The 21,868-nt window shown below is 64.2% G+C and carries 24 protein-coding genes, 1 tRNA gene and 1 pseudogene; 13 read left to right on the top strand and 13 right to left on the bottom strand.

What is annotated here, in order from left to right:
* Nucleotides 1-7: 7 nt before the first annotated feature.
* The 4 genes from LB554_RS19795 to LB554_RS19780 all read left to right on the top strand — a co-directional run bounded on the left by LB554_RS19795 (nt 8) and on the right by LB554_RS19780 (nt 3,213).
* On the top strand, nt 8-799 hold the full coding sequence (locus LB554_RS19795; protein WP_224586457.1) for an ATP-binding cassette domain-containing protein: 792 nt from the start codon (nt 8-10) through the stop codon (nt 797-799).
* Nucleotides 800-864: 65 nt separating this feature from the next.
* Nucleotides 865-1,791 (top strand): tonB-system energizer ExbB, encoded by a 927-nt coding sequence (exbB, locus tag LB554_RS19790; RefSeq protein ID WP_224586387.1) that lies wholly within the window; start codon nt 865-867, stop codon nt 1,789-1,791.
* A gap of 13 nt (nt 1,792-1,804) precedes the next feature.
* Nucleotides 1,805-2,272, top strand: a complete 468-nt coding sequence (gene exbD, locus LB554_RS19785; RefSeq protein WP_224586384.1) for a TonB system transport protein ExbD — start codon at nt 1,805-1,807, stop codon at nt 2,270-2,272.
* Entirely contained in the window at nt 2,269-3,213 is a 945-nt protein-coding gene (locus LB554_RS19780; RefSeq protein WP_224586382.1) for an energy transducer TonB, read from the top strand. The genes exbD and LB554_RS19780 overlap by 4 nt, the downstream gene beginning before the upstream one ends.
* Before the next feature lie 51 nt (nt 3,214-3,264).
* Here the strand turns inward: LB554_RS19780 and LB554_RS19775 are convergent, their stop codons facing one another.
* From LB554_RS19775 to LB554_RS19760, 4 genes and pseudogenes are all read right to left on the bottom strand, one after another.
* Nucleotides 3,265-3,516, bottom strand: a complete 252-nt coding sequence (locus LB554_RS19775; protein ID WP_015315110.1) for a hypothetical protein — start codon at nt 3,514-3,516, stop codon at nt 3,265-3,267.
* Nucleotides 3,517-3,584: 68 nt separating this feature from the next.
* Nucleotides 3,585-3,788 (bottom strand): nitroreductase family protein, encoded by a 204-nt coding sequence (locus LB554_RS19770; protein WP_224586372.1) that lies wholly within the window; start codon nt 3,786-3,788, stop codon nt 3,585-3,587.
* 242 nt (nt 3,789-4,030) lie between these two features.
* Nucleotides 4,031-4,778: pseudogene (locus LB554_RS19765) on the bottom strand (helix-turn-helix domain-containing protein).
* A gap of 321 nt (nt 4,779-5,099) precedes the next feature.
* Nucleotides 5,100-5,175 (bottom strand) — tRNA-Ala (locus LB554_RS19760).
* Nucleotides 5,176-5,323: 148 nt separating this feature from the next.
* Between LB554_RS19760 and LB554_RS19755 the strand changes: the two genes are divergently transcribed.
* The gene (locus tag LB554_RS19755) at nt 5,324-5,617 is read left to right on the top strand and encodes a YggT family protein (protein ID WP_015315112.1); all 294 of its coding nucleotides are present in this window, start codon (nt 5,324-5,326) and stop codon (nt 5,615-5,617) included.
* 7 nt (nt 5,618-5,624) lie between these two features.
* Complete coding sequence (locus tag LB554_RS19750) at nt 5,625-5,939, top strand: DUF167 domain-containing protein (protein ID WP_015315113.1); 315 nt, start codon at nt 5,625-5,627, stop codon at nt 5,937-5,939.
* 163 nt (nt 5,940-6,102) lie between these two features.
* On the opposite strand, the gene LB554_RS19745 is transcribed toward LB554_RS19750, so the two are convergent.
* From LB554_RS19745 to LB554_RS19735, 3 genes are read right to left on the bottom strand one after another with little or no spacing between them, the layout of a single operon-like run.
* Complete coding sequence (locus LB554_RS19745; RefSeq protein WP_140662492.1) at nt 6,103-6,984, bottom strand: MurR/RpiR family transcriptional regulator; 882 nt, start codon at nt 6,982-6,984, stop codon at nt 6,103-6,105.
* A 16-nt stretch (nt 6,985-7,000) separates the two neighbouring features.
* On the bottom strand, nt 7,001-8,071 hold the full coding sequence (locus LB554_RS19740) for an ABC transporter ATP-binding protein (protein WP_140616538.1): 1,071 nt from the start codon (nt 8,069-8,071) through the stop codon (nt 7,001-7,003).
* 2 nt (nt 8,072-8,073) lie between these two features.
* Nucleotides 8,074-8,844, bottom strand: a complete 771-nt coding sequence (locus LB554_RS19735; protein ID WP_224586370.1) for an SDR family NAD(P)-dependent oxidoreductase — start codon at nt 8,842-8,844, stop codon at nt 8,074-8,076.
* A 181-nt stretch (nt 8,845-9,025) separates the two neighbouring features.
* Between LB554_RS19735 and LB554_RS19730 the strand changes: the two genes are divergently transcribed.
* From LB554_RS19730 to LB554_RS19715, 4 genes are all read left to right on the top strand, one after another.
* A complete protein-coding gene (locus tag LB554_RS19730) occupies nt 9,026-10,252 on the top strand; it encodes an ABC transporter substrate-binding protein (protein ID WP_224586368.1) in 1,227 nt (408 codons plus the stop codon).
* Between the two features lie 431 nt (nt 10,253-10,683).
* Nucleotides 10,684-11,553 (top strand): carbohydrate ABC transporter permease, encoded by an 870-nt coding sequence (locus tag LB554_RS19725; protein WP_224586366.1) that lies wholly within the window; start codon nt 10,684-10,686, stop codon nt 11,551-11,553.
* A complete protein-coding gene (locus LB554_RS19720; protein WP_015315119.1) occupies nt 11,550-12,374 on the top strand; it encodes a carbohydrate ABC transporter permease in 825 nt (274 codons plus the stop codon). Before LB554_RS19725 ends, LB554_RS19720 begins: the two co-directional genes overlap by 4 nt.
* Nucleotides 12,375-12,452: 78 nt before the next feature.
* The gene (locus tag LB554_RS19715; protein WP_140662498.1) at nt 12,453-13,937 is read left to right on the top strand and encodes a M81 family metallopeptidase; all 1,485 of its coding nucleotides are present in this window, start codon (nt 12,453-12,455) and stop codon (nt 13,935-13,937) included.
* A gap of 34 nt (nt 13,938-13,971) precedes the next feature.
* Here the strand turns inward: LB554_RS19715 and LB554_RS19710 are convergent, their stop codons facing one another.
* The 6 genes from LB554_RS19710 to LB554_RS19685 all read right to left on the bottom strand — a co-directional run bounded on the left by LB554_RS19710 (nt 13,972) and on the right by LB554_RS19685 (nt 19,277).
* Nucleotides 13,972-16,026, bottom strand: a complete 2,055-nt coding sequence (locus tag LB554_RS19710) for a M3 family metallopeptidase (RefSeq protein WP_224586364.1) — start codon at nt 16,024-16,026, stop codon at nt 13,972-13,974.
* Nucleotides 16,027-16,116: 90 nt separating this feature from the next.
* Nucleotides 16,117-16,551, bottom strand: a complete 435-nt coding sequence (locus LB554_RS19705) for a hypothetical protein (protein ID WP_015315122.1) — start codon at nt 16,549-16,551, stop codon at nt 16,117-16,119.
* A complete protein-coding gene (locus LB554_RS19700; RefSeq protein ID WP_015315123.1) occupies nt 16,548-17,192 on the bottom strand; it encodes a carbonic anhydrase in 645 nt (214 codons plus the stop codon). The genes LB554_RS19705 and LB554_RS19700 overlap by 4 nt, the downstream gene beginning before the upstream one ends.
* Before the next feature lie 147 nt (nt 17,193-17,339).
* The gene (locus LB554_RS19695; protein WP_224586362.1) at nt 17,340-18,131 is read right to left on the bottom strand and encodes a DUF429 domain-containing protein; all 792 of its coding nucleotides are present in this window, start codon (nt 18,129-18,131) and stop codon (nt 17,340-17,342) included.
* The gene (pdxY, locus tag LB554_RS19690; RefSeq protein WP_015315125.1) at nt 18,128-19,012 is read right to left on the bottom strand and encodes a pyridoxal kinase PdxY; all 885 of its coding nucleotides are present in this window, start codon (nt 19,010-19,012) and stop codon (nt 18,128-18,130) included. The genes LB554_RS19695 and pdxY overlap by 4 nt, the downstream gene beginning before the upstream one ends.
* Nucleotides 19,013-19,025: 13 nt before the next feature.
* Nucleotides 19,026-19,277, bottom strand: a complete 252-nt coding sequence (locus LB554_RS19685; RefSeq protein WP_224586359.1) for a hypothetical protein — start codon at nt 19,275-19,277, stop codon at nt 19,026-19,028.
* A gap of 162 nt (nt 19,278-19,439) precedes the next feature.
* Here LB554_RS19685 and LB554_RS19680 point away from each other — a divergent pair, with 162 nt between their 5' ends.
* The 3 genes from LB554_RS19680 to LB554_RS19670 all read left to right on the top strand — a co-directional run bounded on the left by LB554_RS19680 (nt 19,440) and on the right by LB554_RS19670 (nt 21,866).
* Nucleotides 19,440-20,078, top strand: coding sequence for a LemA family protein (locus tag LB554_RS19680; RefSeq protein ID WP_015315127.1), 639 nt, complete (start codon nt 19,440-19,442; stop codon nt 20,076-20,078).
* A gap of 77 nt (nt 20,079-20,155) precedes the next feature.
* A complete protein-coding gene (locus LB554_RS19675; RefSeq protein ID WP_411962639.1) occupies nt 20,156-20,974 on the top strand; it encodes a TPM domain-containing protein in 819 nt (272 codons plus the stop codon).
* Between the two features lie 4 nt (nt 20,975-20,978).
* Entirely contained in the window at nt 20,979-21,866 is an 888-nt protein-coding gene (locus LB554_RS19670; protein WP_224586355.1) for a TPM domain-containing protein, read from the top strand.
* The last annotated feature ends 2 nt before the right edge of the window (nt 21,867-21,868 follow it).

The raw sequence follows: 21,868 nt of genomic DNA, 5'->3' as shown, positions 1-21,868 counted from the left end.
CGTGACCATGGCCGAAGCCGATAGCCAGACCGCATTCGATATCGATGCCGTGCGTTTCGCCGTCGGCGAACGGACGCTGCTCGGTCCGGTCTCGCTCGAATTGCGGCGCGCGCGCGTCTACGGGCTGATCGGCCATAACGGTTCGGGCAAATCGACGCTGATCAAGCTTTTGGCGCGCCAGCAGCCGGCAAGCTCCGGCGCCATCACTTTCGCCGCACGGCCGCTATCGCAATGGCGCGCGCGCGAGCTGGCGCGGGCTCTTGCCTATCTGCCGCAGACGACGCCGGCGGCGACGGGCTTGACCGTGCGCGAGCTGGCAACGCTCGGACGCTATCCATGGCATGGCGCGCTTGGCCGTATCGGCGCCGAGGACAGGCGCCATGTCGAGCAGGCCCTTATGCTGACCGACATGGAAGGGTTCACTGAGCGGCTGGTGGATGAATTATCCGGCGGCGAGCGCCAGCGCGCCTGGCTGGCCATGCTGGTGGCGCAGAATGCCGGCGTCATGCTGCTCGACGAGCCGATCTCGGCGCTCGACATCGCGCATCAGGTCGAGGTGCTGGGCCTGGTCAGCGAGCTCAGCCGCAAGCGCGACCTGTGCGTCGTCGTGGTGCTGCACGACCCCAACATGGCGGCGCGCTACTGCGATGAGCTGATCGCGCTGAAGGACGGCAGGCTGCTGACGCGCGGCACACCGGGCGAGATCATGCGGAGCGATGTGCTCAAGGACATTTTCGGCGTCGAGATGGGTGTGTTCGCGCATCCCGTCACCGGCCAACCCGTCGGCTATGTGCAGTGAAGTCGTCGCCGGCGGTTGCAGGAACCGGCAAGCGGCTGGCCGCCGTGAGAACAAGGAAGAAGCTCATGTCGAGACATGGTTTGTTGGCGGCGTTGGTCGCATCGCTGGTTCTGGGGGCAACCGGCGCCACGGCCCAGGAGCAACCGGCCGGCTCTTCTCCAGCGGTTGAGGCCCCTGCCGCGCCGGCACAAGCTGCACCGGCTGTCATGGCGCCCGCGCAACCAGCCGGCCAGCCGAGCGCGACAACGCCGGCCGAGGTCGCGCCTGCCGGGGCGATGGACCTGAACCTGCCGCATGACCTGTCGCCATGGGGCATGTTCAAGGCCGCCGACATCATCGTGAAGGCGGTGATGACTGGACTGGCCTTCGCGTCGCTCGTCACCTGGACGATATGGCTGGCCAAGTCGCTGGAGATTTTCGGCGGCAAGCTGCGCCTCCGCCGTGCCGTCCGCGCGATCGGCGATGCCGCCACGCTGAAGCAGGCGAGCCGCGCGCTCGAGCGCGGTGGCGATCCCGGCGCGCTCCTGGTGCGGGCAGCGGAAGAAGAGGCCGCGCTTTCGGCCAATGCGCTCGACCACGTCGGCGGCGACGGACTGAAGGAACGGGTCAGCTCGCGCCTGTCGCGCATCGAGGCGGCTGCGTCGCGGCGCATGTCGCGCGGCACCGGCCTGCTGGCGACGATTGGTTCCACCGCGCCTTTCGTCGGCCTGTTCGGCACCGTCTGGGGCATCATGAACGCCTTCATCGGCATCTCGCAGGCTCAGACCACCAATCTCGCCGTGGTCGCGCCGGGCATCGCCGAAGCGCTGCTGGCCACCGCGATGGGTCTGGTCGCGGCAATCCCAGCGGTGGTGATCTACAACGTCTTCGCCCGCTCGATAGCCGGCTACCGGCAGATCCTCGCCGACGCCTCGGCCGGCGTCGAACGGCTGGTCAGCCGCGACCTCGATTTCCGCACGATAGCGCCGGCAACAGCCTTGGCGGCGGAGTAGCGGGAGCGACGCCATGGGGAGCAGAATTCGACAGACCCTGGACGACGACCTCGAGGAAAGCCACGAGATCAACGTTACGCCCTTCATCGATGTCATCCTTGTGCTCCTGATCATCTTCATGGTCGCCGCACCGCTGGCGACGGTGGATGTCAATGTCGACCTGCCCGGTTCGACCGCGACGCCGGCGCCGCGACCGGAGACGCCGCTGTTCCTGACGCTGAAGGACGATCTCAGCCTGGCGATCGGCAACGACGCGGTGCCGCGCCCGGCTTTTGCCGCCACGCTCGACAGCCGCACCAAGGGCGACAAGCAGACGCGGATATTCCTGCGCGCCGACAAGGCGGTCGCCTATGGCGAGCTGATGGAGGCGATGAACCTGCTGCGGGCCGCCGGCTACCTGAAGATCGCGCTGGTCGGCCTGGAGGCCGCGCCGGCAGGTGATATCGCCGCACCGGCGCCAGCCAAAACGGCCGCTCCATGACGCCATCCGCCGCCTCGCCCACGGTGGTGCTGTCGCGCTTCGACTGGCGCGACCTTGGCCTATGGGCATGCGCGGCGGTGCTGATGCTTGGGGCTCATGTCGCGGTCGCGTATGCCGTGCAGAATTTCAATCCAGTCGACCTGTCGGATGGCGGACCGCCGCGGGCCCTAGTGGTCGAGATGGCGCCGATGATGGTGACGCCGTCGGTGCCCGAACAGGCCGCGATGCCCGACGCGGCCATTCCCGACCGGGCCGAGCCAGTCGAACAGACCGAGAAGGCCGCCGAGGCCGAGCCTGACAAGATGGTCGAGCAAGCGGAGCCTGTTACCGAGGCCGTGATGGTGCCGCCGAACGAGCCTACGGGGATGACGAAGGCCGAACCGGTCGAACAGCCGCCGCTGGAACAGGTCGTCCCCGATATTGTCGAGACCGTCGCGCCGGAGGCTGTCGTTCCGCTGCCGCGGGCAAAGCCGACGGAACGGCGCAAGGAAAAGAAACCGGCCGAAGCCAAGGTTAAAAAGCCGGTCGACAAGCCCAAGCCAAGGCCGAAGAAGGAAAAGGCCGAGCCACCGAAGACGGCAAGTACCGCCAGCGCCGAGGCCAAGCCTGCCGCCAAGGCGGCGGCGCCGAGATCGGCGGCCGGGTTCTCGGGTGTCAGCCCGGCCAAATGGGAATCGCGGCTGACGGCGTGGATCAATCGCCACAAGCGCTATCCGAGCGCCGCGAAATCCCGGCGCGCGCAGGGCAATGTGAACGTGACTTTTACAATGGACCCATCCGGCCGGGTCCTGTCGGCCCGGGTCGCCCGTTCGTCCGGCGATGCCGAACTCGACCGAGCAGCACTTGCGGTGCTGCAGGGCGCGACCGTGCCGGCGCCACCGGCGGAACTCGGTCCGCGCGTCAGCCGTACAGCGCCATTCGTGTTCAGTTTGCGGGACTAGTGCCCCTCAAATCCGTGCCAGCCGTCCCGCAAGCCCGACAATTGCATCGCGCTACGCTGTTCTTGGCTGAGCGTGGTTGTCTTTCGGGTGTGCCTTGGGGTGCATCGGATTGCCGCTGAGCTGCGCGTGTCGTGCCGGCCGTGCGCCGCGCAAGACGTCGAAGGCTTCGGCATAGGCCATACCGAGCAGATAGGAGATCATGGGGAAGCGGCTCGCTTCGGCCATCTGCACCAGCTCATTGGTCATCGTCGCGATATACTGGAGACTGTCGAGCTCTGACTGACGTAAGGCCTGATTTGACATGTTCTGCTCCTGTCATCGAATGGAACTTTAGGGAATGCGTACTGGCTGCACTAGATGTACTACGCCGGCTAATTGATCGGTCGACCGGCCGAATGCGGATCAAGTTCCGGGATTGAGAGGGTCAACGCATAGACGGGCGCGTCGGTGAGGCGGTCGATGCCCGGAAGGCGCTTGATCGCCGAATGGCTCAGCGCCGCCGTGGGACAGGCCGACAAGCCGTGCCTGGTTGCCGCCAACATCATGTTCTGGTCAATGTTCACTTTCTTGGTCATTTTCGTCCCTTTCCCCGACCCCCAGGGGACCTGTTGAAAGATCCCGGAAAGGGATCCGCGGGAAGAAAGGTAAGGTCGGAAGAGTTACTGATTTGTTAAAACTGTAGTAAATCAGCTATGAGCTAAAATATCTTTCTTGGCTAGAAAGTCTAAAAAATCGATTTTACTCAAATATGGAGTAGACAATCGCTGGCATACGCTTTTTCGGGATATTCTTGTTCTTATTCAGCGTAAGCAAGCGGCTAACCCAGCCCGTCCCGAGCGAGGCTGACGACGAGCTGGTCGAGGCTGGGATCATCGAGCCTGACGACATGCGCCATGCGGATCGCATGCCTGGGCCGGATATTGGACCTATCCTGCCGCATGATGACCGACACGAATGCCGGCCCGGCTTCGGTCAGAAGCATGGCCTTGCCTGTCAGCACCGGTTCGGAGATAGGCGCCCATTGCACCGAGATCAGCGACGGCTCGCCTGTGGCGGCGGTTGACGCCGCTGAAATAGATCCAGTTAAGGCGCGAGATCGCCACGCCATAATGATTGCCGCGTGCCCGCGCCCATGTCGAGCCACGATGCTCCGACCATCCGGTGACCCTGCGGAACGTGACCAGCTCGGCCTCACGCCGCACGAAGGTCATCGACCGCATCAGCAGATCGGAGCGGGTCGGGATTGAAAAATAGGTGAAATAGATGCCGCCAGCGATCGACGGGGCGGGTGGGCGGATCATCTGGGTGAACAGGCTTTCGGAAATCGGCGGCAGGCCGAGAGCCGCCGGCTCGGGGATGCCGGGGTCCCGGTACAGTTCGGCTTCTTGGATGTGGAAGTAGTCGCAGATCAGCTTGGCCGTAGCCTTGTTGGGCACGGTCTGCCCCTGCAGGTAACGTTCGAACTGCGTGCGGTTGATGCCCAGCTCGCGGCATACCGCGCTGACAGAAGCATGGTCCTTGCAGAGCCGCCTGAGATTTGCAGCAAGATTCTGGCGAATGGACACTAGTTTGCTTTCGCAGGCGGATACTTCATTTCGACTCGGAATCCGTATAGCGCTTTCGGTCGCCCCCGCCGAAACGCCCTGTCACAACACACAGAAAAAACTGATTTGAGAACGCCAGTCTAATGGGACGGCTTCCAAAAAAAATAGCGCCGGGGGGACACCAGCCACCGCCATAAGTCCAATTGACAACCATTTCGCCTTGGAAACGGCGAAATGCCATTTTGGCCATTTTTGGGGGGATCGGGGCTATGCCTTGCATCGCGCCGTGGCGGATGGCGGCTGCACCTTGCCGGAACGATCAAAAGCAGACGGTTATTCCGCTGGTGGAGCTGAGGAGGATCGAACTCCTGACCTCGTCATTGCGAACGACGCGCTCTCCCAGCTGAGCTACAGCCCCGTCCAGCGGATGGCGCATTTATCGGGCGCCGCGGTTTCCTGTCAAGGCGGCGCTTCACCGAAAAACCGGCTGCCAGTCGCGTGGCGGAACCCTGCCCTTGCCGGTTTGGCGCGTAATGGCTACATGTCGGCAACAATTGGAGTCCGGCATGCTCGCCCTCATACAAACCATCGTCATGGCGCTCGACCTCTATTGGTGGGTGATCATCGCCTCGGCGATCTTTTCCTGGCTCTATGCCTTCAACGTCGTCAACTCGCGCAACCAGTTCGTCGGGAGCATCGGGAACATGCTCTACCGCCTGACCGAGCCGGCGCTGCGGCCGATCCGCCGCTTCATGCCCGACCTTGGCGGTATCGACATCTCGCCGATCATCCTGTTGCTGATCCTGTTCTTCCTCAGGCAGTTCATTCTCACCACGGTCGCGCCGCTGCTGCTGGCCTGACGATCGCATGAGCGCGCCGTTCCGCATGCGCGAGAACGGCGTCGATCTGTTCGTGCGGCTGACGCCGAAGTCTTCCGTGGACCGGCTCGACGTTGTCGAAACATTGGCGGACGGACGAAGTCACGTGAAGGCGCGGGTCCGCGCCGTGCCGGAAAATGGCGCCGCCAATCAAGCGCTGGAGAGGCTGGTCGCCAAGGCGCTGGGTGTTCCGGCATCGGCCGTTTCGGTCGTCGCCGGCGGTACGGCCCGCCTCAAGACGTTGCGGATATTGGGTGATCCGGAGGCGCTGGTAACAGGTGTCGAAGCGCTTTTCCAAAATTGAGATGCAGGCGGGACATCGCCCCCTCTGCCCTGCCGGACCCGGTCCTGCGCTGTCGCTCCGGGTGGTCGTCGTTCGGAAAGCCAAGCAATTGGCTTCCCGTCCGCCGCGCGGACCACTCCTTATCCCCGCTTGGGGAGAAATTGGCGGTTTCGGCGCCGGCTCGTCAATCGCCCAGCGGCAAACGCGGGTCGTCGACCTTCAGCGTGTTCACGCTCTGCTTGATGCGGCGCAGGTTCTCCAGCACCTTCGGTCCGCGTGTCTCGGCGACCGAGGTCACGATCATGTCGACGATCGCCAGCAACGCGTAACGTGACGATGTCGGCTTGTAGATGTTGCCGTCCTCGAACGGCTGCAGGTGGATGACAGTGTCGGCGACCTTGGCCAGTGCGGAGTCGGGCGCGGTGACCGCCACCGTGGCGGCGCCATATTGTTGGGCGACCTGCACCGCCTCGATGACCGAGCGCGCATAGCCGGAGACCGAGAAGGCGACCACCGTGGTGTCTGGCGTGGCAACGGCGGCATACATGCGCTGCAACTGTCCGTCGATCTGTGCCAGAACCGGCAGGCCGAGCCTGAACAGCCGGTTCTGCATTTCGGTCGCCATCATCGAGGAAATGCCACCCGAACCTATGCACAGCACATTGCCTGATGCCGCAAGGCGCGCGGCGACGTCGACCAGCGTCGTCATGTCGAGGTTCTCGCTGGCGCGCTGGATGGCTGTAACCGCCGCTTCGGTGATGGTCGAGGCAATGCGCTGTTCGCGGGCGTCGCGGCTCAGTGGCTCCGGCGACAGATACTGGCCGCCGATGGCGATGGCCTGGGCCAGGTAGAACTTGAAGTCGCGCAACCCCTCGCAGCCGAGATTGCGGCAGAAGCGGGTGACCGTCGGTTCGCTGACGCCGACCCGCGCGGCGATCTCGGAGATCGCGGCCTTGGAGGCGAAGTCGAGGTCGGACAGGACGAGGCTCGCCAGCCGGCGATCCGACTTGGTGCCGTCCTGCGACATCAGCTGCAGCCGCGTGATGATATCGGCCGGCGTCTTCATATCCGCGTTTCCGTCGTCATCTCAGCGGCAGGCCCGTCGCCGTGTCGAACAGATGGATGTTGCCGGGGTCGACCGAGACCGGCAGCAGGTCGCCCGGCCGCACCGGCACCCGGTCGCGGAACACGGCGCGCACCGTATCGGTGCCAATGGCGCCGTAGACATGGGTTTCGGAGCCGGTCGGCTCGACCACATCAACCTTGAGCGTCATGGCGTCGGTGGCTTCACCGACGATGAAATGCTCCGGCCGGATCCCCGCCTCAACGGCACTGCCTGCCGGCACCGGGTCGCCGGCAAGCGCAAGCCGGCCGCCGCCGACCGACTCGAACCAGGTCGTCCCGGGCGTCGTCTTCAGTGCCCCGGATACAAAACTCATGGACGGCGAGCCTAGGAAGCCGGCGACGAACTTGTTGGCCGGCCTGTCATAGAGCTCCAGCGGCGGCCCGACCTGCTGAATCCTGCCGCGGTCCATCACGACGATGCGGTCGGCCATGGTCATGGCCTCGATCTGGTCGTGGGTGACGTAAACTATGGTGGATTTCAACCGCTGGTGCAGTGCCTTGATCTCGGTGCGCATCTGCACGCGCAACTGCGCGTCGAGATTGCTGAGCGGCTCGTCGAACAGGAACACCGAGGGTTCGCGAACGATGGCGCGGCCCATGGCGACACGCTGGCGCTGGCCGCCCGAGAGCTGGCGGGGATACCGGTCGAGATAGGAGAACAGGTTGAGGACGCCGGACGCCTTCTTGACCTTCTGGTCGATGGCGGCGCGGCTCTCGCCCCGGATTTTCGGACCGAAGCCGATATTGTCGGAAGCCTTCAGGTGCGGGAACAGCGCGTAGGATTGGAACACCATGGCGATGTTGCGCTGCTGCGGCGGCAGGTCGTTGGCGCGCGTGCCACCGATCAGGAGGTCGCCGGAACTGATGGTTTCCAGGCCCGCCAGCATGCGCAGCAAGGTCGACTTGCCGCAGCCGGACGGACCGACGAGCACGACGAACTCGCCGCTCTTGATGTCGAGGCTGATCTCCTCGAGGATCTTGTGCTGGCCGAAGGATTTCGAGAGGTTGCGAAACTCGACGTCGGTCATGGTCACGCTCCCAGTATGTCGTCGATGAACGGCAGGCAGCCGGCGGTCAGTCCCGCATCCACGGGCATCACCACGCCTGTTACGCCCGAGGCGCGGTCCGAGGCAAGGAAAGCCACCGCTTCGGCGACTTCCGAGGCGTTGACGATGCGGCCGAGCGGATAGAGCCGCTGCAGCTTGCCGATTATGTCAGGGTTCTTGGCAAGGCGATGGTCCCAGGCGGCGGTGCGAATCGATCCGGGGCAGACGACATTGGCGCGCACGCCGCTACGGCCGAGCTCGACGGCGATCGACTTGGCATAGGCGTTGATGCCGGCCTTGGCGGCGGCGTAGGCCGGATTGCCGAAATGCGCGATGGCGTTGACGGAAGAAATGAAGACGACGCTGCCCGAACCGCGTGCAGCCATCGCTTTAACCAGCGGGTCGGCGAAAGTCATCACACCGGTCAGGTTGAGGTCGAGCTCATGTTCGATCGTGTCCGCCGTTAGCGCATCGAGCGTTTCGGCGCGCGTCCAGCCGGCATTGTTGACCAGGATATCTGGCACGCCGTCCCGATCGAGAACGGCGGCGATCCCCGCCTCGATGGAAGCCCGGTCGAGAAGGTCGAAGACATGCCGCGAGGCAAGGTGCGGGCTCGCCAGCGCCTCCTCTGATTGGTCGCAGCCGACCACCCGCGCGCCCCTGCCGGCCAGCAGTGCGACGATCGCCGAGCCAAGGCCGCCACCGGCGCCGGTGACGACGGCGGTCCTGCCTTCGAATTCGGCTCTCGAAACCACGGCGCTTGCTCCTCCCGCAGGTCAGGCAGATGCCGGAGAGGCTAAAGAACAGGATGTAATTAAGCAACATATTAATCCGCTTGCGCGCGGCGAATTCATCGATAATGTAGGAAAGTCACATAAATCTTGTGCCGGCACCGGCACAAGGAGCGCGAATGCGCGAAACAATGGGAGAGATCGGATGAACCTTGCGAAATGGACTGCCGGCCTGATCGCCGGAATGGGCATTCTGGCCTTCGCGGCGCAGGCAGAGGCTGGCGAAGTGCGGGTTACCGTCGCCGAATACAGCGCCAAGACCGGTCCGTATTTCGAGCAGGTCAAGAAGGAGTTCGAGGCGAAGAACCCTGGCATCACGGTCAAGTTCGAGGTGGTGCCCTGGGATGTGCTCTTGCAGAAGCTGACCACCGACATCACCGCCGGCACCAACGCCGATCTCTCCATCATAGGCACGCGCTGGCTGATCGACTTCGTCCAGCAGGACGTCGCCGAGCCGCTCGACAGCTACATCACGCCCGAATTCAAGGGTCGCTTCATCGACACCTTCCTGTCGCCCTCGATCATGGGCGGCAAGACCTACGGCCTGCCGATCGCCGCCTCGGCGCGCGCCATGTATTACAACAAGGAGCTGTTCGAGAAGGCCGGCATCGCCAAGCCACCGGCAACCTGGACCGAATTGCAGGAGGATGCTCGCAAGATCAAGGCGCAGGGTGCCTTCGGTTTCGGCCTTCAGGGCAAGGAGATCGAGACCGACGTCTATTACTACTACGCGATGTGGTCGCAGGGCACCGAGATCCTCAACAAGGACGGCACGTCGGGCCTGAGCACGCCGGGCGCGCTCGAAGCGGCCAAGCTCTACAAGTCGATGATCGACGAGGGGCTGACGGAGCCCGGCGTCACCTCCAACAATCGCGAGGACGTGCAGAACCTGTTCAAGCAGGGCAAGATCGGCATGATGATCACGGCGCCCTTCCTGTCCAACCAGATCAAGGACGAGGCGCCGAGCCTCAAATATGGCGTTGCCGCCATTCCGGCCGGTCCGACCGGTGCGCGCGGCACCTATGGCGTCACAGACTCCATGATCATGTTCAAGAACTCCAAGAACAAGGACGAGGCCTGGAAGCTGATGGACTTCCTGTTCACCACGGAACAGCGCGCCAAGTTCACGCAGGGCGAAGGCTTCCTGCCGGTGAACAAGGAAGAGGCCAAGATGGACTATTACGTCAACAACGCCGACCTGGCCGCCTTTACCGCCCTGCTGCCGGATGCCCGTTTCGCGCCGGTCATCCCAGGCTGGGAAGAAGTTGCCCAGATCACGTCGGATGCCATGCAGAAGATCTATCTCGGCGGCGATCCCGAGGCAGGCTTGAAGGAAGCGGCGGCGAAGGCCAACGCAGTGCTGAAGAAGTAGGGGCCGCGCCCCACAAATAGGGCGTATCTCCCTGCGCCCGTGGCGCGCCCCCGACTCAGGTGGGGCGCGCCACATTTCCAAACAGACATTTGGCTGCGCTCCACGTAAATAACGAAGACTGACAAGCAACCACTTTGGACGAATTGTCGACGTCAGCGCCGCCCCTCATTGCCCTGCCGGGCATTTCTCCCCGTATAGAGACGGGGAGAAAGGGCGGCCGGCATCTCGGAGCCCTTTCTGGACGCTGGTGACTGGCGAAAGCGGTGATGAAAGCGCCCCTCTCCCCGTCTCTATACGGGAGAGGATGCCGGCAGGCAGGTGAGGGGCGGCGCCGACGCCGGGGAAGAGTTCGAAACCGAGCGCCTGGGAAGAACAGGTCAACTGGCCAACCAGCGCTACTGATGCCTCGCAACGCGGTATAAAATCAGCCGATGCAAAATCGCTTCCTGCCCTACCTCCTGACCTTGCCCAGTCTGTTCCTCGCGGCGGTGGTCATCTTCTGGCCGGTCTGGGACCTGATCCAGATCGCCACGCATGATGTCAATCGCTTCGGTCAGCTGCGCGAGTTCAGCGGTCTTGCCAATTTCGCCGCGCTGGCCGCGGATCCCGACTTCGTCGCCGCGCTCTGGCGCACGGGGCTGTGGACGGTGCTGGTGGTCGGCGGCGCGCTGCTGCTCTCGGTCCCGGTGGCGATGATCCTCAACACCGATTTCTATGGCCGTGGCCTTGCCCGCGTCATCATCATGCTGCCCTGGGCAGTGTCGCTGACCATGACGGCCGTGGTCTGGCGCTGGGCGCTGAGCGGTGAAAGCGGCATGCTGAATTCGGCGCTGATCGGACTTGGCCTGATCGACCACAACATCCAGTGGCTTGCGAGCGCCGAGACGGCGTTTCCGATGCAGGTGCTGATCGGCATATTGGTGACGGTGCCGTTCACCACGACGATCTTTCTCGGCGGCCTGTCGTCGATCCCGGACGATCTCTACGAGGCGGCGGCGCTCGAAGGGGCAACGCCGCTGCAGCAGTTCCGCGAGATCACCTTTCCGCTCCTGAAACCCTTCATCAACATCGCCATCGTGCTCAACACCATCTACGTCTTCAACTCGTTCCCGATCATCTGGGTGATGACGCAGGGCGGGCCGGCCAACTCGACCGACATACTGGTCACCCACCTCTACAAGCTGGCATTCCGTATCGGCAAACTCGGCGAGGCGTCGGCGGTCTCGCTGGTGATGTTCGCCATATTGCAGATCTTCACCATGATCTATGTGCGCCTTGCCATGCGGGAGCAACGCGCATGAAGGCCAAGCTGAAGCGCACCATCATCGCCTGGCTGCTGCTGGCGCCCTTGATCGTGGTGACGATCTTTCCCTTCGCGGTGATGTTCCTGACAGCGGTCAAGCCGCGTACCGAAGTGCTGACGCCGACCTGGTGGCCGAGCGAGTTCCGGTGGTCGAATTTTGCCGACATGTGGGTGGCGACAGGCTTCGGCCGGGCGCTGGCCAATTCGCTCTATGTGTCTGTCATCGCCACCGTTGGCGCCATCCTCATCTCCGTCCCGGCGGCCTATGCCATGTCGCGCTTCCGCTTTGCCGGCTATGGAGCGTTCCGCCAGTTCCTGCTGATCTCACAGATGATCTCGCCGATCGTGCTGGTGCTCGGCCTGTTCCGGCTGATGGCTGCCTGGGGACTGGTCGAATCGACCACCGCGCTCGGCTTCATCTACATGGCCTTCAACGTCGCCTTCACCGTGTGGATGCTGCAGAGCTATTTCGACACCATTCCGCGCGACCTCGAGGAGGCGGCCTGGATGGAAGGCGCCGGCCGCTGGCTGACGCTGCGAAAAGTGTTCCTGCCGCTCTGCCTGCCGGCGATCGCGGTGACGGCGATCTTCACCTTCATCAATGCCTGGAACGAATTCGTCGTGGCGCTTACCATGCTGCGCAGCCAGGAGAGCTATACGCTGCCGATCCAGGTGTTCTCGCTGGTTGCCGGGCGCTACACGATCGAATGGCACCATGTCATGGCGGCGACGCTGCTGGCGACGCTGCCGGTGGCGATCCTGTTCATCTGGCTGCAGCGCTATCTTGTCCGGGGCTTGGCGCTCGGGGCTGTCAAATAGCAATCCCAGCAATTCCAGGAAAAGTGCCCAGCGGTTATCCGTCCGGAATTGCGAAAACAAGAAGTCCACGGAGTTTTCATGCGTATCTTCACCGCCTCGCTGGCGACGGAAACCAACACCTTCTCGCCGGTGCCAACCGACCGGGCCTCTTTCGAGATGGCGTTCTATGCCGGGCCGGGCAAGCATCCGGAAACGCCGACCCTGTGCTCCTCGCCGATGGTGGCGCTGCGCCGCCGCGCGGCCGCCGAAGGCCTGACCGTGATCGAAGGCACCGCCACCTGGGCAGAGCCCGGCGGCCTCGTGCAGCGGCAGACCTATGAGGCGCTCCGCGACGAAATCCTCGGCCAGCTCAAGGCCGCCTTGCCGGTCGATGCCGTCATTCTGGGCCTGCACGGTGCCATGGTGGCGCAAGGCTATGACGACTGCGAGGGCGACCTGCTGGAGCGCGTGCGTGGCATTGTCGGGCCAAGCGTGGTGATTGCCTGCGAGTTCGATCCGCACAGCCATCTGACGCCGAAGCGCGTGGCGGCGTCCGACATCATGGCCTATTTCCTCGAATTCCCGCACACCGATTTCTACGAGCGCGGCGAACATGTGGTCGCGCTTGGCCTGGCCGCGGCGCGCGGCGAGATCAAGCCGGTCATCTCAACCTTCGACTGCCGCATGATCCAGGTGCTGCCGACCAGCCGCGAACCGATGCGCTCCTTCGTCGACCGCATCAAGGCGCTGCACGGCAAGGACGGCGTGCTGTCGGTCTCGGTCATCCACGGCTTCATGGCCGCCGACGTGCCCGAAATGGGCACGCGCATCCTTGTCGTTACCGACAATGACAAGGCCAAGGGCGATGCGCTGGCGGAGCGGCTTGGACGCGAGCTCTATGCCATGCGCGAAACGACCGCGATGACGATGCTGAGTACGGCCGACGGCATCGATCGGGCGCTGGCCGTGCGCAAGCAAAGACCGGGCAAGCCGGTGGTCATTGCCGATATCTGGGACAACCCCGGCGGCGGCGTTCCCGGCGACGGCACCTTCGTGCTGCGCCAGATGCTGGCGCGGGGCCTGGACAAGTTCGGCGTGGCGACGATCTGGGATCCGATCGCGGTGACTTTCTGCCAGGCGGCCGGCGAAGGTGCCGTCATCGACCTGCGTTTCGGCGGCAAGGCCGGCCCGCAGGCGGGCGAACCGATCGATGCACGCGTCAAGGTACTGAAAGCGGTTGCCGAAGGCTGGCAGAGTTTTGGCCCGAGCCGGGTGACATTGGGACCATCAGCGGTGGTGCGCATCGAGGGCACGGAAGTCGATGTGATCCTGAACACTAATCGCACCCAGACCTTCGAGCCGGATGTCTTCTCCAACATCGGCGTCGATCCGCTGTCGAAAGACATATTGCTGATCAAGTCAACAAACCATTTCTACGCCGGCTTCGAGCCGATCGCCGCCGAGATCATCTATGTCGCGGCGCCGAGTTCCTATCCCAGCAATCCGGCGGCGACGAATTACACGAAGCTGACGCGGCCGGTGTGGCCAAGGGTAAAGGATCCTTGGGTCGGCAGCCAAGGATAACGAGGTTAACGTCAGCGCCGACTTCGGCGATTGCCTACACCAATCCGCGCTTGACCATCATCGCTTCCGGCGACGGCATTTTGCCGCGAAACGCCGTGTAGAGCTCTTCCGGATCCTTCGAGCCGCCGGCGGCGTAGATGTTCTTCCTCAGCCGCTCGGCCAGCGCCGGGTTGAAGGGGTCTCCGGTTTCCTCGAAGGCGGCGAAAGCATCGGCGTCCAGCACCTCCGACCACATGTAGGAATAGTAGCCGGCCGAATAGCCCTCGCCGGCGAAGACATGGCCAAAATGCGGGGTGCGATGGCGCATGGCGATCGTATCCGGCATATGCAGCGTCGCAAGCGTTTCGGCCTCGAAACGAAGCGGCTCTTCCGGCGCGTCGGGCCGTGCATGGTAGGCCATGTCCATCAAGGCAGAGGCGGTGAACTCGACGGTGGCGAAGCCGGCGCCGAAGGTGCGCGTGGCCAGCATTTTGTCGAGCAGCGCCTTCGACATCGGCTTGCCGGTCTTGACATGCAGCGCGTGCTTTTCCAGAACCGCCGGCACCGTCAGCCAGTGCTCGTAGAGCTGCGAGGGCAGTTCGACGAAGTCGCGGCTGACCGAGGTACCTGACACCGACGGCCAGGTGACGTCGGTCAGCATGCCGTGCAGCGCATGGCCGAATTCGTGGAACAAGGTCTTCGCTTCGTCGACCGACAGCAAAGCCGGTTCGCCCGCTGGCGGCTTGGCGAAGTTCATGATGTTGTAGATCACCGGCTTCGAGCCATGGCCAAGCTTGTAACCGGACTTCAGCGCGCTCATCCAGGCGCCGGAGCGTTTTGACGGCCGCGCGAAATAGTCGGCGAGGAACAGGCCGCGCTCACTGCCGTCGGCATTTTTGACCACGAAGACGCGCGCGTCCGGATGCCAGGCGGCGATGCCTTTCTTCTCCTCGAACGTGATGCCGAACAACCGTGTCGCGACGTCGAAGCAGGCGTCAATGACGCGGTCGAGCTGCAGATAGGGTTTCAGCTCCGCCTCGTCGAAAGCGAACTTCTCGGCGCGCAGCTTCTCCTGGTAGAAGCGCCAGTCCCAGGCGGCGAATTTTTCGTTGCTGCCAGCCTCGGCAGCCAGACGCTCCAGCTCCTTCTGGTCGGCGGCGGCTTTTTCCAATGCCTTTTCCCAAACCGGGTCGAGCAGCGCGTGCACCGCCTTCGGTGTCTTGGCCATGGTGTCGTCGAGCTTGAGCGCGGCGAAGGAGGCGTAGCCGAGCAGCTTCGCCTTTTCGGCGCGCAGCTTGAGCATGTCGCGCACCACGGACGTGTTGTCTGACGCTCCGCCGTTCTGGCCGCGCATGGTGAAGGCGCGATAGGCGATCTCGCGCAGGTCGCGGCGTTCGGAGAAGGTTGTGAACGGCTCATAGATCGAGCGCGACAGGGTGACGGCGTAGCGGCCCTTCTGGCCGCGCATCTCGGCGGCCTCGGCCATCGAGCTTTTCACGAAATCCGGCAGGCCGGCGAGATCGGCCTCGTCGAGCAACAGCGCCCAGTCGCGCTCGTCGGCCAGCACGTTCTGACCGAAAGTCGTGCCGAGCGACGACAGCTCCTCGTTGATTTTGGCCAGCCGCGTCTTGCCGTCCGCGTCGAGCTTGGCGCCGGAACGGACGAAGCCTTTCCAGGTCTTCTCCAGGACGCGCAGCGTCTCGGGATCGAGGTCAAGGCTCTCGCGGCGCCGGTAGAGATCGTCGATGCGGGCAAACAGCTTCTCGTTCATCGAGATGGCCGAGAAGTGCCGCGACATCTTCGGCGAAATGTCACGCTCCAGGGCCTGGATGGTTTCGTTGGTGTGAGCGCCGGCGCGGCACCAGAAGATCGATGAGACATGATCCAGCGCCTCGCCGCCGAGCTCAAGTGCGGCAAGCGTGTTCTCGATGCTCGGCGCATCCTTGTTGCCTGATATCGCGTCGATCTCGGCCTCATGCGCCTTCAGCGCGGCGTCGAAAACGGGAGAAAAATCACCGTCGCCAATATGGGCGAAATCGGGCAGGCCGAGCGGCCCTCGCCACGCGGTCAACGGATGGGCGGCGAGATCGACGGCTTTCGGAGAGGGCATGGAGGGTCTTTCGCTGGCGTCAGGAAGGAGGGTGTCACCGATGTAGGGCGCGGTCCGCGGGCCCGCAATATGCCAGTTGGCCGCTCCGCCTCAGTAGCCCTCGCAGTTTTCAGCGATTGCCGCCTGCGAACTGGCGGTGATGCGGTTGTCGCTCACCGCGAAGGTCTCCTGCATCAACATATCATTGTCGGGGAAGTCGTAGCAGGCGATCACGGTGGTGACCCCGCCTTCGGTCTTCTCGATGCGGTGGCGGATCGCGGCTCCCGCAACCGCGCCTTTCCATTCGTCGAGCGAGGCGATGAATTCCTGCTTGCTCTGGACAACGCCGAGGTCGTCGAGCTTGATGCGGACGTCGTCGGCGAGCAGGTCCGCCAGCTCGGTGCGATCGGCGACCAGCAGCGCCGAATACCAGCGGCTTATGATGGCGTGGTCATCGGCGCGAGCGGCAACGATCGCCATCATCAGCGCGGCCGCCGTGAAAACGACCGGCCGGACGCTCATCGCCTGCCGCGCCGTACCGTTCATTCCAGCACCGGCCGCTCGAAATCGCCGGTGTCCTTGTTCATCACCCAGAGCTCGCCGGTCGAAATGTCGAACCAGGCTCCGTGCAGCGACAGCCGACCCTTGCCCTCGAGGATCGAGACGCAGGGAAAGGTCCTGAGATTGGCGAGGGAGTAGCGGATCGAGATGCGCTCCAGGGCCGTCTGGCGTTCCGTCGCCGTCATGAAGGTGCTGGCCGACACCGTCTCGGCGGCCGGCGCGATCAGGCTCATCCACTTGCCGATGAAGTCGCCGGGAGAGAGCGGCGCGGAGTTGGTGTCGAGCGCGGCCCGGATGCCGCCGCAGCGGCCGTGGCCCATGACCACGATATTCTTGACCTTGAGGCTCTGCACCGCGAATTCGAGCGCGGCCGAGGTCGAATGGAACTCGCCGTCCGGCTCGTAAGGCGGCACCAGATTGCCGACATTGCGCAGCACGAAGAGTTCGCCGGGGCCGGCGTCGAAGATCGCCTCGGGCGCGGATCGCGAGTCGCAACAGGCGACGATCATGGTCTCGGGCGCCTGGCCTTCGCGGGCGAGCTCGCGATAGCGGCCGCTCTCGGTGAGGTAGCGGCCGTTCATGAAATTGCGGTAGCCGGCGAGGAGGTGTTCGGGAAGATGAGGCATGGGCGGCTAAGGCCTTTCCGGGTTGGAGGCGGCAGCTCGTTGCGGTCGAGGAAAGCCTCTAACGGCAAAAACCCGTTACGAGCAATGCAGAATTGTAGGGGCTAGCTATAAATGCCATGCGCCAGAGCGGGACGCCCGCCGACATTGTCACGCCCAAATGGCGACCGGTATGCCAAAACCGTCAGCGCGAGGCGGGTCGGGAAACGGCTTCGCGTCGCCGCTGGCGATGCGGCCGGCAATCAGCATCATGGCCGCCGCATCGAGGAAATCGTCGGCGGCCGCACCACGTGGCGGCAGCTGGTCGAGGAAATCCATGTCATAGCCGTGCCGGCAAAGCAGCGCCTTGCGCTCCGCCATGCCGGCCAGATTGACGCTGCCCTTGATCTTCTTCGGCAACCGCATGGCCCGATCGCCGTTCAGGCGACAGAAGGCGACTTCCGGATGCGATTCGAAGATGCGGCCGCGCAGTTCGGGCCGCGCGATCAGCAATGTGTCGATCTCGCGGATTTTCGAAAAGATGCCGAAGGCCTGGATGGAAACGCCGCGCGGCGGGTTGGATGTGGCCTTGGCCGCTTCGCTTGCCCTGATATGCGCCGCGTACCAGGCTTCGATCGTGGTGAAGCCGCTGGTGTCGGCATAGAGCGCGGCACGGGACGGAATCGAGAAGACGCTGGACTGGCGAGCGCCAAGCAGCGGCCGCACCAGCGCTTCCGGCCCGCGTCCGCCCTTTTGCGAAAATTCCGGTAGACCGATCGGCATGTCGACGGCGACGATCGCGTCATCGGGGATCGCCGCCAGCAGGGCGGCGAACGAAGGGAAGACATCGACCGAAGGCGCCGTATCTGGGTCACGACGTGTCGAACCGGGTTCGCTCCGCACGGCGATCCAGCCGGCCTTGCAGCCATCGGCGCCGACGAGCACGACCTTGGCCGGGGTCACGCCCGGCGATCCCGCCCCGGATGCGTGAGGTGGCGAAGCTGGACCATGGCCATCGGGTGCGACAGGCTCTGCGCGTCGGTTTCGAGCTGCAGTTCGTCGCCGCCGCGTTTTGCGGTGCGCGCCAGGATTTCGTAGACCGCCGCCGTCGTCGACTGCAGCGCCTTGATCGCCGGCTGGCCGGACAGGATGCGCGCCAGGTAGACCGCTGCCGTCAAGTCGCCAAGGCCGTTCGGCGGCTTGTCGATCAGGCGGTGTTCGGCCAGCAGCGCCTGGGTGCCGTCAAGCAGCAGATTGCCTGTGCCGCCTGACATCATCGACGGAGCCGAGGTGACCAGCATGGTCGACGGTCCGGCATGGAGTGCGGCCGAGATCACCGATTTCAGATCGGGCAGCGGCGCGCCGGCCATCCATTCCAGCTCATAGCGGTTGGGCGTGGCGATGTCGGCGATCGGCATCAGCCGGTCGCGCATGGCGGCGGCGGTGGGCTCGGGCACGTAGAGGCCGCCGGAATCACCCATCACCGGATCGCAGATATAGACGGCATCGGGCGTCCTCGCCTTGACCGCGGCGACCAGCGAGGCGACCGCCTCGGCCTGGCCGGCCTCGCCGAGATAACCCGACAGCACGGCCCCGACCTCACCCAGCCACGGCGCGCGCTCCAGATCGGCCATCAGCGCCTTGAACTGGTCGAGCGGCGGCACGATGCGGGTCGCGCGGCCATGGCCGGGATGCCAGGGCAGGGTGACCGTAGGTACGGCCCAGACCGGAAAGCCCAGTGTCTCCAGCGCGAAGACGGCCGCGCGGTTGCCGACGGAGCCGCGGGCGACATGGCTGGATATGACGATGACCGCGCGCGGCGCGTCGGCTTTTTCGGCGCTCATTGTCTCTTGATTCCTAGCTGCCCCGGGTGAGGAAAAGCACGAGCCAGACCATCAGGCCCAGCGCCAGAAGCAGGCCGAGTATCCTGCCAACACGCGTGCCCCAGACTTCGATCGGATCCGTGCGATCGGCATCGGCCGCGGAGACGTGGTCGCGCATGCCTTTCGTCGTCCGTGCCACGAAAGAATTGCCGGCCGGATCGGTCTCCTGCGCGACGCGCTGGAGGATACGGCGCGATTCGCTGTGGCTGTCCTGGCGTTTCGCCATGATGATATCCCGTTCTGATCGAACCTTATCGCGTTCACCAGGCCAATCACAGGGCCTGGGCGGGCACAATTCATGCCGAGCCTGCTTCAGAGGCCGAGGCCGTTTTCTTGCGCGCCGATTGTGGTAATGCTTCGGATGCAACTTCTATCGAGGGATCCCTTCATGCTTGCCCAGCGCCTTGCTCGACCATCGACATTTCGCACGTTGCCCGCCTTCCTGATGATGGCAATCGTGCTGCCGCTGCTTGCCGGCTGCGGCTACAACACGATCCCGACGGCGGAAGAAAACGCCAGGGCGGCATGGAGCGAGGTGTTGAACCAGTATCAGCGCCGCGCCGACCTCATTCCCAATCTGGTCGAGACGGTCAAGGGCTATGCCTCGCATGAAAAGGACACGCTCGACGCGGTTGTCCAAGCGCGCGCCAAGGCGACGCAGATCACGGTGACGCCCGAAACGCTGAAGGATCCGGAAGCCCTCAAGAAGTTTCAGGATGCCCAGGCCGGGCTGACCAGCGCGCTGTCGCGGCTGATCGCGGTGTCGGAAGCCTATCCCGACCTCAAGGCCAACCAGAATTTCCTGGCGCTGCAGGCGCAGCTCGAAGGCACGGAGAACCGCATCGCGGTGGCGCGGCGCGACTACATCCAGGCGGTCAGGGACTACAATTTGACGCTGAAGACCTTCCCGTCGGTACTGTGGGCGACATTCTGGTTCCGCGGCAACGAGCCCTTCGCCAACTTCACCGTCGACGAAGACAAGATGCAGCCGCCGAAGGTCGATTTCGGCACGAAGCAGGGCGGGTGAACGGCGACTGTCCTCGGAACGAATTCCCGAAAAGACGGACCGCCGGCGTGCAAACACTCCCCTCTGTCCTGCCGGACATCTCCTCCTCAAGGGGGGCGCTACGGAACGCCCACCTTTCCTTTCTTGGCCTTCTTGCCGGCATCCTCTTCCTCCCGTTCGCCGCCTTCGCCGCCGATCTTCCGGCGCTGACCGGCCGCGTCGTCGACAATGCCGGCATCATCGATGCCGGCACACGTGCGGCGCTGACCCAAAAACTCGCCGACTTCGAGACCAAGGGCTCGGACCAGATCGTCGTCGCCACCATTCCCAGCCTCGGCGGCGAGGAGATCGAGCCCTACGCCAACCGGCTGTTCCGCTTCTGGAAGCTCGGCCAGGCCAAGGAGAACAACGGCGTCCTGCTTTTGGTCGCGCCAAACGACCGCAAGATGCGCATCGAGGTCGGGTACGGGTTGGAAGGCACGCTGACCGACCTGCACACCAAGCTGATCATCGAAAACGACATGGTACCGGCCTTCCGCGCCGGCGATTTCTCCGGCGGCATCTCCAAGGCTGTCGACGACATGATCATGGTGCTGAACGGCAATCCGGAAGAACTGGAAGCGCGCGGCAAGCGCAACGAGCAGGCACCGTTCAATTCCGACGACCTGTTCTTCGCCATTTTTATCGGCATCTGGGCGATCATTTTCTTCGGCAGCATCGCGGCCTCGGTCCTGCCGCCGATCTTCGGCCAGAAACTCGGGCCCGGACGCTATCGCTGGCTCGGCATGACCTTCGAGCCGCACCGGCGATCATCGTCCGGCGGCTGGTCGTCCGGCGGCGGCGGTTGGTCCTCCGGTGGCGGTTTTTCCGGCGGCGGCGGTTCGTCCGGCGGCGGCGGCTCCTCGGGAAGCTGGTAAGGCCATGGTCAGGGCTGCCGTCCCTTCAATGCCTGGCCAATGCGCGGCGCGGCTGCGCCTGGCCTTGATCATCCTGGCGTCTCTGCTGCTTGCCTCGATCGCCGCCGTGGCCGCCGACCTTCCGGCTCTCACCGGCCGCGTGGTCGACAATGCCGGCATCATCGATGCCGGCACACGTGCGGCGCTGACCCAAAAACTCGCCGACTTCGAAGCCAAGGGCTCGGACCAGATCGTCGTCGCCACCATTCCCAGCCTCGGCGGCGAGGAGATCGAGCCCTACGCCAACCGGCTGTTCCGCTTCTGGAAGCTCGGCCAGGCCAAGGAGAATAACGGCGTCCTGCTTTTGGTCGCGCCAAACGACCGCAAGATGCGCATCGAAGTCGGCTATGGGTTGGAAGGCACGCTGACCGACCTGCATACCAAGCTGATCATCGAGAACGACATGGTGCCGGCCTTCCGCGCCGGCGATTTCCCGGGCGGCATCTCCAAGGCCGTCGACGACATGATCATGGTGCTGGAGGGCAATCCGGAAGAACTGGAAGCGCGCGGCCGGCGCAATCCCGCCGACAGCGGCACCCCCATGGATCCGGTCGTCGCGGTGTTCCTGATCCTGTGGGCGACGATGTTCTTCGGTGGCCTGGCAATGGCCTTCCTGCCGCCGATGTTCGGCACAAAGCTGTCGCCGGGCGTGTATCGATGGCTGGGCATGACGTTTCGTTATGGCCAGGGTGCGGGCGGATCATCCGGAGCCAGCGGCTGGACGAGGTCGTCGGGCGGCGGCTGGTCCTCGGGTGGTTCCGGCAGTGGCTGGTCGTCGGGGTCAAGCAGTGGCGGCGGGTTTTCCGGTGGCGGCGGCTCGTCCGGCGGTGGCGGTTCTTCAGGAAGCTGGTGAGA

The sequence above is a fragment of the Mesorhizobium sp. CO1-1-11 genome (assembly GCF_020164995.1).
In the GTDB taxonomy this organism is placed as follows: Bacteria; Pseudomonadota; Alphaproteobacteria; order Rhizobiales; family Rhizobiaceae; genus Mesorhizobium; species Mesorhizobium australicum.
This window is presented reverse-complemented; position numbering and strand designations above follow the sequence as displayed.

Coding starts and splice junctions, on each gene's coding strand:
- LB554_RS19715 (WP_140662498.1), top strand. CDS start 12,453: ATGCGTATCTTCACCGCCTCGCTGGCGACGGAAACCAACACCTTCTCG.
- pdxY (WP_015315125.1), bottom strand. CDS start 19,012: ATGAGCGCCGAAAAAGCCGACGCGCCGCGCGCGGTCATCGTCATATCC.
- LB554_RS19705 (WP_015315122.1), bottom strand. CDS start 16,551: ATGAACGGTACGGCGCGGCAGGCGATGAGCGTCCGGCCGGTCGTTTTC.
- LB554_RS19670 (WP_224586355.1), top strand. CDS start 20,979: ATGGTCAGGGCTGCCGTCCCTTCAATGCCTGGCCAATGCGCGGCGCGG.
- LB554_RS19775 (WP_015315110.1), bottom strand. CDS start 3,516: ATGTCAAATCAGGCCTTACGTCAGTCAGAGCTCGACAGTCTCCAGTAT.
- LB554_RS19750 (WP_015315113.1), top strand. CDS start 5,625: ATGAGCGCGCCGTTCCGCATGCGCGAGAACGGCGTCGATCTGTTCGTG.
- exbB (WP_224586387.1), top strand. CDS start 865: ATGTCGAGACATGGTTTGTTGGCGGCGTTGGTCGCATCGCTGGTTCTG.
- LB554_RS19745 (WP_140662492.1), bottom strand. CDS start 6,984: ATGAAGACGCCGGCCGATATCATCACGCGGCTGCAGCTGATGTCGCAG.
- LB554_RS19685 (WP_224586359.1), bottom strand. CDS start 19,277: ATGGCGAAACGCCAGGACAGCCACAGCGAATCGCGCCGTATCCTCCAG.
- LB554_RS19730 (WP_224586368.1), top strand. CDS start 9,026: ATGAACCTTGCGAAATGGACTGCCGGCCTGATCGCCGGAATGGGCATT.
- LB554_RS19755 (WP_015315112.1), top strand. CDS start 5,324: ATGCTCGCCCTCATACAAACCATCGTCATGGCGCTCGACCTCTATTGG.
- LB554_RS19770 (WP_224586372.1), bottom strand. CDS start 3,788: ATGACCAAGAAAGTGAACATTGACCAGAACATGATGTTGGCGGCAACC.
- LB554_RS19720 (WP_015315119.1), top strand. CDS start 11,550: ATGAAGGCCAAGCTGAAGCGCACCATCATCGCCTGGCTGCTGCTGGCG.
- LB554_RS19780 (WP_224586382.1), top strand. CDS start 2,269: ATGACGCCATCCGCCGCCTCGCCCACGGTGGTGCTGTCGCGCTTCGAC.
- LB554_RS19680 (WP_015315127.1), top strand. CDS start 19,440: ATGCTTGCCCAGCGCCTTGCTCGACCATCGACATTTCGCACGTTGCCC.
- LB554_RS19725 (WP_224586366.1), top strand. CDS start 10,684: ATGCAAAATCGCTTCCTGCCCTACCTCCTGACCTTGCCCAGTCTGTTC.
- LB554_RS19795 (WP_224586457.1), top strand. CDS start 8: ATGGCCGAAGCCGATAGCCAGACCGCATTCGATATCGATGCCGTGCGT.
- exbD (WP_224586384.1), top strand. CDS start 1,805: ATGGGGAGCAGAATTCGACAGACCCTGGACGACGACCTCGAGGAAAGC.
- LB554_RS19740 (WP_140616538.1), bottom strand. CDS start 8,071: ATGACCGACGTCGAGTTTCGCAACCTCTCGAAATCCTTCGGCCAGCAC.
- LB554_RS19700 (WP_015315123.1), bottom strand. CDS start 17,192: ATGCCTCATCTTCCCGAACACCTCCTCGCCGGCTACCGCAATTTCATG.
- LB554_RS19710 (WP_224586364.1), bottom strand. CDS start 16,026: ATGCCCTCTCCGAAAGCCGTCGATCTCGCCGCCCATCCGTTGACCGCG.